This window comes from Glutamicibacter sp. HZAU, assembly GCF_004100365.1.
GTDB lineage: Bacteria > Actinomycetota > Actinomycetes > Actinomycetales > Micrococcaceae > Glutamicibacter > Glutamicibacter nicotianae.
Genome location: NZ_SCKZ01000002.1, coordinates 179,512 through 191,283, shown reverse-complemented (window position 1 = coordinate 191,283; position 11,772 = coordinate 179,512). Strand labels below are relative to the sequence as shown.

The following is an 11,772-nucleotide window of genomic DNA, read 5'->3' as shown; positions in this document are numbered from 1 at the left end:
CGCGCTTATCTGAAATTAACGTGGTCGGATTCGGTGCCGTCGATGCGTGCGAAGTACGGCTGGGAGTATCCCGGCTCGATCACGCATGGCAGGTCCTTCGAGGCCCGGCCATTACCGTTGACGTTGAAGGTCACGTAGTTATCCGAGAACATCCCGCCGGAGTGGTAGCACTGGGCCAGGTAGGTGTGGGTTCCCGGGGCGAAGTTGTAGAGCTCCACGTGGTACTTGTAGCAGTTCGGCGGGCAGGTCGAGTTCGAGTAGCCGTTGTACATCGGCCCCTCGGACAGCTTCACCGAACGCGCCGGCTTCGGGTTGGTCTTCTCCGTCTTGGACCAGGACCTGGATTGGCCTTCGGTATCCGTTGCCACGATCTTGATGGTGCGGCTGGTGGAGTAGCCCAGGCCGGTGACCTTCTGCGAGCCGTCGTTCTTGGTGCTGTTGCCACCGATCTTCACCGTCTGGGTGACCTTGCGCCCGTTGGATTCCCCGGCGGCGGTATTCCAGCTGAAGGAGATCCAGTCGTTGCCGTGCGAGGAAGAAATCTTCGCGTTGTCGCGCAGCGGACCGTAGGCGCTGGTCTTGTTGCTGGCCGGGCTGGCGGTGCCTGCGCCGGCGGCATTCAAGGCGCGCACGCGCCAGGTGTGCGCGGTGCCGTTGGAACCGGTGTCGATCACCGAGCCGGGTCCGCCGAAGGACTTCCAGCTTCCGCCGTCGGTGGAGTACTGGTAGCCGGTGATCTTCGAACCATTGGCCGCCGGAGCCTGGAAGTCCAGCCGCACCATGCGGTTGGCGCCCGTGGCCTTGGCGCTCACGCTGGATACGGCCTTGGGCCGTCCATACGGGGTCACCGCCACCGACTTGGAGCTCTGTTCCGAGCTGCCCTTGCGGTTGGTGGCGGCAATGGTGAAGGTGTAGGAACCGGAGGTGCTCAGGCCGGTGACCGACTGGCTGGTCTGGTTCGCGGCAATGGAGCCGATGGTCTTCTCCAGGGTTCCGGACTTGAACACGCGCAGGGTGTAGCCGGTGATCGGCGCGCCGTTGGTGCCCGGGGCATTCCATGCCACGTTGACCACGCCGCCATCCACCGCGGAGTCCTTGCGGGCCGCGGTAGGCGCCGATGGCTTGAACGGCTTGCCCGCCGGGGTCACCGCGGCCGAGTAGGCGCTGAAGGCCGATGGCTTGGAGGCCTTGTTCACCGCGCGCACGCGCACCTGGTAGTCGGTGCCGTTCTTCAGGCCCTTCCAGGTGTAGGAGGTGCCGGTGATTCCGGTGACCTGGGTGACGCCATTGGCCGGTGCCGGGGAGATCTCCAGGGTGTAGCTCTGGATGGCCGAACCGCGGCTGACCGGGGCGGTCCATTTGAAGGCAGCCTGCTGGTCGCCGTCGGTGCCGGTGGGGGCGGCCGGCTGCTCGGGTTCCACGTCCGGACGGGCGTCGGCAGATTGCGCCGAGGCCGGGGATTCGCCGATCTCGTTGGTGGCGGTGACGGTGAAGTTGTACACGGTGTCGTTGGCCAGCGGGGTGATGGTGCAGGTGGTGGTGGCGCACTTCTGGGTGTGCCCGCCGCCGCGCACGGTGTAGCCGGTGATGTCCGAGCCGTTATTTGCCGGTGGATCCCACTGCAGCACGACCTTCTGGTCGCCGGTGGACTGGACGCGAGGCAGTCCCGGGGCTTCCGGGGCGCCCTTGACGTTCAGCGTCACGGTGCCGATGACGTTGCGTGCCACGTCTTCGGTGACATCGCCAATGGTGTATTCCACCCGCATGGTGCCCACGAAGTCGTCGTTCGGGGTAATTGCCACCTGGTCGCCGCGCTTTTCCACCGTCCCGGTGTCTTCCAGGGCGCGGGCGTTGATCAGGCGCAGCGGACCTTCATCCGCGTACGGGTTGTGGTCATTGGCCAGCACATCAACCACTTCGGTCTTGCCCTGGGCGGCATCGGCGACGTTGTCGGCCACGGCTACCGGCAGCTCGCGCACCGAGCCGGTGACGGTAATGGCCATGGCGGCCGGGACCGGCGGGTTGACCCCGTCGCTGACCGTGACGGTCACGCTGCCGGTGGTGCCCTTCGGGGTCGATGCTTCGGCGCTGACCTTCAGGTTGTGCCCCTCGACCAGTTCGGCCGTCACGCCCTGGATGTCCACCGAGGCAATGGCGAACTTCAGGTTCGGGACATCCTCTTCATTGGCATCGCCGGCGGCCATGCGCAGGTCCAGGAAAGCAGGCTCCTCGCCCTGGCCCACCGCCAGGGAATTGGCCTGCAGGGTCGGTGCGAAGTTCTCCTCGTCGGGCTGTTCCTCTTCCTCTTCTTCTTCGGGTTCGTCTTCATCCGGCTGGCCTTCCTCATTCTGGTTCTGGCGTTCCTCGGAATCGTTCTGGCGCGGCGCCGGGGTGACGTTGATCGGCAGGGTCAGCTTGGACTTCAGCCCCTTCTCGTCGTCCGGGCCGGTGCCGTCGGTGACTTCGAAGCTGACGGTCGCCGAGCCGTCGAAGTCAACCGGGGCGCGGAAGGACAGCTCGGTGGCGGACTTGACCAGTTCGCCGTCGTTCTGCGGCATCGAGGTCACCGATTCCTCGGTGGTCAGGCGCGGGGTGCGGCCATCGCGCACGAGGACCAGGTCTTCCAAGTTCAGCGGCAGGACTTCTCCCGCCTGGACCTGCAGGTTCAGCCCGCTGCGCAGGATCGGACGGGCGCCGGCGGTGCCCGGCACGTGGACGAAAGCAGTTGAGGTCAGTTCGTCCGGGTCGGTCAGGGTGTAGGCGATGATCTGTGCCTCTTCGGTGGCGGTGACCACCAGGCCGTCCTCGGTCACCTGGGCGGTGGACGGGTTGTCCGGCAAGCTGATTTCCAGTTCGCTGGAGCTGCCGTCCGGGTCCTCGTCGTTGCGCAGGATATCGACGGTCACCTGCTCATCGGCAATGACTTCTTCCAGCGACACACGGTCGTCGCGGGCAATCGGGGCGAGCAGCTGCGCCTCGGGATCGGACTTGACGCTCAGCGTGCCCGCCGCGGTGCCGCCGCGGCCATCGGAAATCATGTAGCGGATCGACACGTTGCCGTCTTCCGGAGGCGAGGTGAGGGTGACGCGGCCGTCAACGACTTCCACTTCGGTGCTGGATTCGGTGGAGACCTCGCTCATCAAGGCGATCGGGTCGCCGTCCGGGTCGGTGTCGTTGTCCATCACGTCCACGGCGACCGGGCGGTCCGGGCGCACGGTCAAGAAATCGTTGACCGCTACCGGGGAATTATTGGATTCGGCCAGCGGCGCCACGCCGATCTTGATCGTGCCGGTGGCGCGGGCACCCAGGCGGTCTTCCACCACGTAGCTGAATTCGTCGGTGCCCGAGGCATCGGGATTAGCCGTGTAATCGATGGAGGCCCCGCGGATCTTCGCGGTGCCCATGCGCGGCGAATCGCCGAATTGCACGAGGGACACCGAGTCGCCATCGGGGTCGATGGCGTCAATCGGGACCAGCACGTTGGTGCTGGATCCGGCGAACACTCGCCCGGTGACCGGTTCAGGGTTCGGCGGGCTGTTCTTCTCCAGGTCGTTGGCTTCCGCTTCGGGCAGCACGTTGAAGGTGACGCTGGCGCTGGTTTCCTGGCCATCGGGTCCGGCCACGGTGTAGACCGCGGACACCTGCTTGGCCTTGCCGCCGAAGTCGCCGGCACGGAAGCGGATCGTCTCATCGGCGACCGAGATCAAGGATCCCTCGCCCAGGTCATCGGCTTCCTCCAGGTCCGGGCGCAGGATCAGCTCTCCGCCGTTGGGGTGGATGTCGTTTTCCAGGACCTTGACGGTGGCCACGTCGTTTTCGCGGACGGTGACGGTGTCGGGGTTGGCCTGCGGCGGATCCATGCGCGGCGGGGCCGGAATCGGGATCACCCGGATGGAGCCGGTCGCTTCGCGGGAGCCGTTGGAGACGGTGTAGCTGATGGTGGTGGGGTCGGTGAGGCCGCGCACGTCGGTGATGCGCACGAACGTATTGCGTTCCACCGAGGTGGAGAATGGCTTGTCGCTGGCGGTCTGCACGCCGGTGACCACCAGCACGCCGCCGGCCGGGTCGGTGTCGTTGCCCAGCACGTTGACCAGCACATCCTGGCCGGCAGGCAGCAGGGCTACATCGCGGACAGCGATCGGGTCCTCGGCCTTTTCCTCCGGCTTCTTGATGTCGATGCGGGCCAGGCCAGGTGCGCTGGCCGGGCCGTTGGTGGCCATGTATTCGACGTAGTAGGTGCCGGCGCGTTCGGCGCGGGCGGTCACGGTTCCGGTCTGCGCATTGGTCTTCAGTTCCAGTCCGGGCACATCGTCCACGCCGGCCAGGCGCAGTCCTTCTCCGGTGGGGTCCGTGTCATTCTCCAGCGGGGTGAAGCTGGCGGATTCATTGATGGTGGCCACCACGTGGTCGGTGGCGGTCACCGGCTTGACCACGGAGTCGGCCAGGACCTCGATCAGCACCCGGCCCTTGGTGCCTTCCTGGCCGTCGGAGACCTGGATGGCCAATTCCTTCTGGCCCAGCTTCTTCCCGTCGTCCTGGAAGGTCAGGGTGCCATCGGGCTGGACCCGGATCACGTCATCGCCCTCGGAGGTGCCGCCGAGCAGGCGCAGGTCATCGCCTTCCGCGTCGGTCCAGTCGGTGAGCACGTTGTGGCTGACCGATTCGCCCTGCTGCACGCGCAGCACGGTGGTGCGCTGCTGTTCCGGGGCCTTGTTGGTGTCTTCATCCACCACGTTCAGCTTGACCCGCGCGGTGTCCTGTCCCCCGCGGCCGTCCTTGGTGGTGTAGGCGAAGCTTGCCCCGCCCTTGGCGTCCTCGGGAACCACAATCTGAAATCCGGTGCCGTCATGGACCGGCTGGACTGCGCCGATCGAAGGCGCAGCGCCCTCCAGGTTGGCAGTCAGCAAGTCGCCGTCCGGGTCCACGTCGTTATAGAGCACCGGGAGCAAGGTGGTGCGGCCGGGGCGCACCGAATAGGTGTCGTCTTCGGCAATCGGCTTCTTGTTTTCTTCGGTGCGGTTGGGCAGCTCGATGGCGTCGGTGATTTCCTTGGTTTCTTCTTCCTTGGCCTCGCCCTCGCCGGCAGGCGGTTCCAGATCGCTCCAGTTGCTGACGATTTCCATGCCTTCATTGGCCAGCCAGACCTGTCCCGAATGCACATCGTTCAACACGACCACGTCGCGGTTGACGCGGAATGCCAGTTCAGCGCCCTCGGTCATTTCCGGGATTTTGGTGCTCTGGTTATCGGCCGGGTTGTCGCAGAAGCGAAGGTATTCGCCGCTGGTCTGCCAGGCCGCGTAGGTGCAGCTTCCCACGCGTACCGGCTGGATCGGGGTGCCAGCGGTTTCCAGCTGCTCGTAGTTGGCGTCCTTGCCGGACAAGCTCACCGTGGCCAGCGACTGGTCCAGCGCGACGGCAATGGTCTCGGCTTCCGGACCCGGGGACTGGATTTTGGCGTTGGCCGGGTTCTCCAGGATCGCGGAGCCGCCTTCGGAGGTGATCAGCTGGCCGCTGGCATCATCGAAGACCACGCCGACCTTGCCCACGGCAGAGAGCTGCGGCTTCTTCATTTCGGCCAGTTCGGGAATTTCGATCTCCTGGCCGAGCTCGGCTGTTCCCTCATCGTCAAGGGTGAAGCTGGACAGGGTTCCGGCGCCAATGTCTGCGGCCCAGATGGTGTCATCGGCGCCAACCACGGCGGCGACTTCGCCCTTGGATTCGATCAGCGGTTCGGCGCCTTCGCCTTTGAATTCCGCGATCTGCTCGAGGTTGCTGGCATGCACGGTACCGTGTTCTGCGTCGGTAACTGCGACAACTGAGGCGCCGAAGGAGAAGGACGAGTTGGCCGGCAGGTGGTTGTCCCCGGCGAATTGCACCATTGCGGGGTCGATGGTGGTCAGCGATGCCTGTTCAAGGTTGCGCACCAGCACGCTTTCCTCATGCTGGACCAAGTCGTAGTTGGCCAGCGGGGTGGCGACGCCGCCGTCAATGGTGCGCGACTGGTAGTTGACATGCCCGATTTTGCCTTCGGACTGATTCACCACCCAGACGCCGCCGTCGTTCAGTTCCACGTCAGCGGTTTCGAAGCCCGGATAGATAATGGCACCGGTTACGGCAAGCGCCGCCACCACTGGAATAGCAGTCACCTTGAAGCCGGTGCTTTTGAGCAGTCCGGTCCATCCGGTCGAAGCGGCTTTTGCCATCTAGAGGTCAGTCCTTGTTTTGCTGGTACGAGTGCGCGCTGGAATCCGGCTTCATTCCCCAAAATCAGATTCGGCGCCCTCCAATTCTAACGAACTGACAAAACCATCACCATGGAGAGTTCTCCCCATGCATGCTGACTAGGCAGTTCGGCAACGCAACACAATCCGGAAGGCCGTTCATGGCTTACCGCGGATCACTGCTTTCCAAGGTGTTGCACACACATCCACCGACGGCAACACTAGCGATGCAGCCCTCACCCTTTGAATGCCAGCTTGGGCGACGGATAAGTAACCGATAAGTAATAGAGAATGAACCACCTGAAAAGTCTTCAACAAATCTTTCATATCAACTACTGTTAGCTACATGACATCCCCCGCACCGCACCGCGAACCCTCGGCCATCGACAAGATCGCCGAAGACTTCTTCGCCAAATCCCTTGAACTGACCCCGGAGTGGGGAGTTTCCCTTGGCATGCCGGGTTACGAAACCGCCTACGGCGACTATTCCCCTGCCGGCACGACCCAGATGATCAGCTTGCTGCGCGAGACCTTGGGCGCATTGGCCAACGCCACCCCGGTCGACGCCATTGACGAGGTCTCCCTCGATGCGATGACCGAGCGGTTGAGCCTGGAATTGGAAATCCTGTTCACCGGGCGCACCGAACTGAACAATATTGCCAGCGCGGCCCAGGAAATCCGCTCGATCATCGACTTGATGCCGCAGGATACCTCCGCGGATTATGCCTTCATCGCCCAGCGGATGTCGAACATCCCTGCCGCGATTGACGGCTACATTGCGTCCCTGCGAGATTCCGCCTCGAACGGCTTGGTCGCGGCGCAGCGACAGGTCTCCATTGTGATCACGCAAACCACCGACTACGCCAAGGACGGCGGCTTCTTCGACCAGCTGGCCGTCTCCGGCACCACGGTGGATGCCGCATTGCAGGAACAGCTTCAAGCCGGTGCAGACGCCGCAAAGACGGCCTACCGCAAGCTCGCCACCTACCTGCAAGATGAACTCCTCCCGCAGGCACCAGCCGAAGACGCGGTGGGCCGGGAGTACTATTCGCTGATGTCCCGCCGCTTCCTGGGCGCAACAGTGGACCTGGAAGAGACCTATGCCTGGGGAGTTGGCGAGCTCGATGCCATCATCGCCGAGCAGCAGCGCGTCGCCGAGCAGATCAAGCCGGGCGCCACGATTGAGGAAGCCAAGAAGATCCTCAACGAGGATCCGGCACGAAAGCTGAAAGGCACCGATGCCTTGCGCGATTGGATGCAGGGCAAGGCGGATCAGGCCATGGCCGATTTGTCGGGCACGCATTTCGAGATCCCGGCACCCATGGACCGCATCGAGTGCATGATTGCGCCCACCCAGGATGGCGGCGTGTACTACACCGGGCCGTCGGAAGACTTCAGCCGTCCGGGCCGGATGTGGTGGTCGGTTCCGCCGGGAGAAGATGAATTCACCACGTGGGCCGAACTGACCACCGTGTACCACGAAGGCGTGCCGGGCCATCACCTGCAGATTGGCACCGCGCAGATGCAGGCAGCTACGCTGAACAGCTGGCGCCGATTGATGTGCTGGGTTTCCGGCCACGGCGAAGGCTGGGCACTGTATTCCGAGCGTCTCATGCACCAGCTGGGCTACCTCGACGACCCAGGAGACTACATGGGCATGCTTGACGCGCAGCGCCTGCGTGCAGCTCGCGTGGTCTTCGACATCGGTGTCCATTTGGGCTTGGAAGTCCCCGCGCCGTGGGGCACCGGCACCTGGAATGCTGAAAACGGCTACGAGTTCCTCCAGAAGAATCTGGACATGTCCAAGGGACAGCTGGACTTCGAATACAACCGCTACCTCGGTTGGCCGGGCCAGGCTCCGTCCTACAAGATCGGCCAGCGCCTCTGGGAGCAGATCCGCGATGATCTCGCAGCGACCCAGGGCGAGAACTTCTCGCTCAAGGATTTCCACACCGCGGCGTTGCAGCTCGGTTCAGTGGGCCTGGATACCTTGAAGCGCGCACTGGTCAAGTAGCTACCAGCAATGCGATTTGGCGGCCCTGCATATTGCAGGGCCGCCAATTTGCATTACGCCTTGTAGCTGGAAATCTGGATCAGATTGCCGCAGGTGTCATCAAAGGTCGCCACCATCACGGGACCTGCGTCCATTGGCTCCTGGGTGAACTCCACCCCCAATGAACCCAAGCGCTCGAATTCCGCCTGGACATCATCAACGGCAAAAGACGTTGCCGGGATGCCATCGGCTTTCAGCGCCGCGCGGTATGGCCCGACCGCTGGATGCGCCGCCGGTTCGAGAAGGACTTCAGGACCTTCTTCCTGGTCGGCAGCGACGAGGGACAGCCAGCTGTACTCCCCGACGGGAATGTCGCGCTTCACCTTGAAGCCCAGCACCTCGGTATAAAACGCCTTGGCTTTCGCCTGGTCATCGACGAAGACACTCGTGATGTATACGCGCATTAGTTTCCTTCTTTCCGCTCCGGAATGGACCAAGGCAATAAATTCGCACCGCTTTGCTGGCTCCTACCTTTCCACAAGACACCGACAGATCAAGACTGGCAGGCCCTGCGTGTGAGATCACCGCCCCGAATCACGGAGTCCAGTAGCGTGAAATCGCGATACACTCGACAGATCCTATTGATAATCGATAGATTATGATTGATAATCAATCATATGACGAATTCTGCCATTGCTCTGCTTCGGGCTTCGCTGATCGCTATCTTCCTCGGCTCACTCTTGGCCCAGACGCTGATTTTGCCGCTGTTTATCGCAGAGTCCGTCAGCATCCATCCCGAAGTTGCCTATCTGGCCACCCCATACCGATGGGTGGTGACGGCGGGAATCATATGCCTGCAGGTTGCCCTGGCCTGCATCTGGATACTGCTGTCAAAGGTTCAACGCCAGAGAATCTTCGAGAATAGTTCACTGCGCTGGGTCACCACCATCATCTGCGCATCCGCGATCGCCACCTTCTTGATCCTGGGATTGGGATTTCACTTGCTGGCGATCGTCGGCGCCGGCGGTCCCGGCGTATTCTTGATGGTCGCTGGCACCGTGGCGTTCGGCAGCGCCGCCACCTGGCTGCTGGTTGTGATGCGCAATCTGCTCGCGTCGGCAATAGGACTGGAAGCCGAGATGCGTGCAGTGATCTGACTTTCCATTGCACAGTCAAGGCAAATAGTCCAGAAGCAATGAACGACACGCAGAAATTCCCAAATGACGAACTTTGTTTCGGTGCCCAAGGAACCCTTCATTTCTTGCGTAATTTCACCGGATTTGTGACCCCGGGCACCGCTTTGGAGTGCAATGAAGCACAAACAGCGAAATATCGTCATGTTCAGTAACATTGACTGCTGGCCGAGCAGATGAGCACCCTAATCTTGAACGCATGTCTACTAACGCACCTGCATCTAAGCTTCCCCGCTGGATGACCAGTTTCGGACCGCAGATCATTGCGGCACTGATTGTCGGTCTCCTTTTGGGCCTCGTGGCCAAGTACACCGGCAGCACCGCCGAAGAGCCCAACGGCCTGGGTGAAGCCCTGTCGATCATTGGATCCAGCTACGTAGCCCTGCTGCGCACCGCGGTAATCCCGCTGATCTTCTTTGCAGTTGTCGCCTCGATTGCCAACCTCGCCAAGGTCACCAATGCAGCACGGCTCGCATGGCAGACCCTGCTGTGGTTCGCCATCACCGCTCTGGTCTCCGTCGTCATCGGCATGGTCCTCGGCACCGTTTTCCGCCCCGGAGCGAATACCGGCCAGGACATGCCGGATGACTACACCGGCAAGACCGGCGACTGGCTAGGCTTCCTCACCGGATTGGTCCCAGCCAATTTCCTGGGCCTGGGCGCCAGCACCAAGCTTGCCGATGATGCCACCGCCACCACCTCGATCAGCTTCAATGTCCTGCAGATCCTGGTGATTGCCATTGCTGTGGGCATCGCCGCACTCAAGGTCGGAAAGGCAGCAGAACCCTTCTTGGCGTTCTCCACTTCTATCTTGGCGATCATCCAGAAGGTCCTCTGGTGGATCATCCGCATTGCACCGATCGGCACGGTTGGCCTGATCGGCAACGCTGTCGCCACCTACGGCTGGGACACCATCGGCGCGCTGGGCAAATTCACCGTAGCGATCTATGTCGGCCTGGCACTGGTGCTGTTCGCGCTGTACCCGGTCCTGGTCCGTGCTCATGGCCTGTCCATCAAGCAGTACTTCTCGGGCGTTTGGCCAGCCGTGCAGCTGGCCTTCGTCTCGCGCTCGTCGATTGGCACGCTGCCATTGACCCAACGCGTCACCGAACGCAACCTCGGCGTGCCTTCGGGCTACGCTTCCTTCGCGGTGCCGTTGGGCGCCACCACCAAGATGGACGGCTGCGCTGCCATCTACCCGGCGATCGCCGCCATCTTCGTTGCCCAGTTCTTCGGCGTCGAGCTCTCGCTCACCGATTACTTCCTGATTGCCCTGGTATCCGTCCTGGGCTCGGCGGCAACCGCAGGCACCACCGGCGCCATCGTGATGCTGACGCTGACCCTGTCCACCCTGGGCCTTCCACTGGCAGGCGTCGGCTTGCTGATGGCCGTTGACCCGATTATCGACATGGGCCGCACCGCGGTGAACGTCGCGGGACAGGCACTGGTTCCAACCATTGTCGCCAAGCGCGAGGGCATCTTGGACATCGACATGTACAACGCACCACGCAATGGCAATCCTTTTGCCGACGAAAGCATCTCGGCTCCAGGTGCTGAGGCAGCCGCGGCCAAGTAGGCATTGCTGGAGACGATCGGCGCACGGGCATTTTCGCCCGTGCGTCGATTTCTTGCTTAAGGTCACATCCATCAATTTTGCACAGGGTGCAACTTTGCACCTAGTGTAATCATGTGACTTCTCCAAGTACCGGCACCCGCCGCGAACTGAACAGGCAGGCGACGAAACAAGCCATCGTCGAAGCCGTCGCGGATCTGCTCCGCCACGGCTCTGGCACAGCGCTCACTGCTACCCAGATCGCCGAGGCGGCAGGAATCTCCCGGCGTACGCTCTTCAACTACTTCCCCTCGGTGGATGCGGTCTATTCCTATCCGCTGCACCAGGTCCTGGGAACCATGGTGGATTCCATCAGCGACCTGACCGATTCCATGCCATTGGTCGAAGCGATCATCGAAGCGCTCAAGTCCGATGATGTCGCGCGGTTGCTCGGACAAGTGGCGCACTTCGGTGCGTTCTTGCGGACCGAAGGTGCCAACTGCGGCTTCCCCGCCATGATGAACGAATGGCAGACAGCCGCCACTGAAGTCATCGAGAAGGTCGCCCGGCGCTATCCGCACGCCAATACCTTCACCGTCAGGGTCTTCACCCATGCGCTGCTCGGCGCAGGCCAAGCCGCCTTCGACGAGTGGATCGAACGTCTGCCCGCCACCGAAACTGTCGGCATGGACATCTCCCCCGAACTCATTTCCGTCTTCCATTCCTTGATTACCCAGGCCATGGAAACCCTTGACGAGGGTTTCAAGGCCTTGCCGCTTTCCAGCACTAGCACCGTGAAGGACATCTAAGCTC

Annotated in this window: 6 protein-coding genes; 4 read left to right on the top strand and 2 right to left on the bottom strand. The window is 62.4% G+C overall.

Features of this window, described 5'->3' with window-relative positions:
• Positions 1–5: 5 nt before the first annotated feature.
• Positions 6–6,203 (bottom strand): Ig-like domain-containing protein, encoded by a 6,198-nt coding sequence (locus EKH49_RS03440; protein ID WP_128469711.1) that lies wholly within the window; start codon positions 6,201–6,203, stop codon positions 6–8.
• Positions 6,204–6,567: 364 nt separating this feature from the next.
• On the opposite strand from EKH49_RS03440, the gene EKH49_RS03435 reads away from it, so the two are divergent.
• The gene (locus EKH49_RS03435; protein ID WP_128469710.1) at positions 6,568–8,235 is read left to right on the top strand and encodes a DUF885 domain-containing protein; all 1,668 of its coding nucleotides are present in this window, start codon (positions 6,568–6,570) and stop codon (positions 8,233–8,235) included.
• A gap of 53 nt (positions 8,236–8,288) precedes the next feature.
• Here EKH49_RS03435 and EKH49_RS03430 read toward each other — a convergent pair whose 3' ends face one another.
• Complete coding sequence (locus tag EKH49_RS03430) at positions 8,289–8,678, bottom strand: VOC family protein (RefSeq protein ID WP_128469709.1); 390 nt, start codon at positions 8,676–8,678, stop codon at positions 8,289–8,291.
• A gap of 213 nt (positions 8,679–8,891) precedes the next feature.
• On the opposite strand from EKH49_RS03430, the gene EKH49_RS03425 reads away from it, so the two are divergent.
• From EKH49_RS03425 to EKH49_RS03415, 3 genes are all read left to right on the top strand, one after another.
• Positions 8,892–9,371, top strand: coding sequence for a DUF2975 domain-containing protein (locus EKH49_RS03425; RefSeq protein WP_128469708.1), 480 nt, complete (start codon positions 8,892–8,894; stop codon positions 9,369–9,371).
• 235 nt (positions 9,372–9,606) lie between these two features.
• Positions 9,607–10,983, top strand: coding sequence for a dicarboxylate/amino acid:cation symporter (locus EKH49_RS03420; protein WP_128469707.1), 1,377 nt, complete (start codon positions 9,607–9,609; stop codon positions 10,981–10,983).
• A 113-nt stretch (positions 10,984–11,096) separates the two neighbouring features.
• Positions 11,097–11,768, top strand: a complete 672-nt coding sequence (locus EKH49_RS03415; protein WP_128469706.1) for a TetR family transcriptional regulator — start codon at positions 11,097–11,099, stop codon at positions 11,766–11,768.
• Positions 11,769–11,772: the final 4 nt, after the last annotated feature.

Coding starts and splice junctions, on each gene's coding strand:
- EKH49_RS03435 (WP_128469710.1), top strand. CDS start 6,568: ATGACATCCCCCGCACCGCACCGCGAACCCTCGGCCATCGACAAGATC.
- EKH49_RS03430 (WP_128469709.1), bottom strand. CDS start 8,678: ATGCGCGTATACATCACGAGTGTCTTCGTCGATGACCAGGCGAAAGCC.
- EKH49_RS03425 (WP_128469708.1), top strand. CDS start 8,892: ATGACGAATTCTGCCATTGCTCTGCTTCGGGCTTCGCTGATCGCTATC.
- EKH49_RS03420 (WP_128469707.1), top strand. CDS start 9,607: ATGTCTACTAACGCACCTGCATCTAAGCTTCCCCGCTGGATGACCAGT.
- EKH49_RS03440 (WP_128469711.1), bottom strand. CDS start 6,203: ATGGCAAAAGCCGCTTCGACCGGATGGACCGGACTGCTCAAAAGCACC.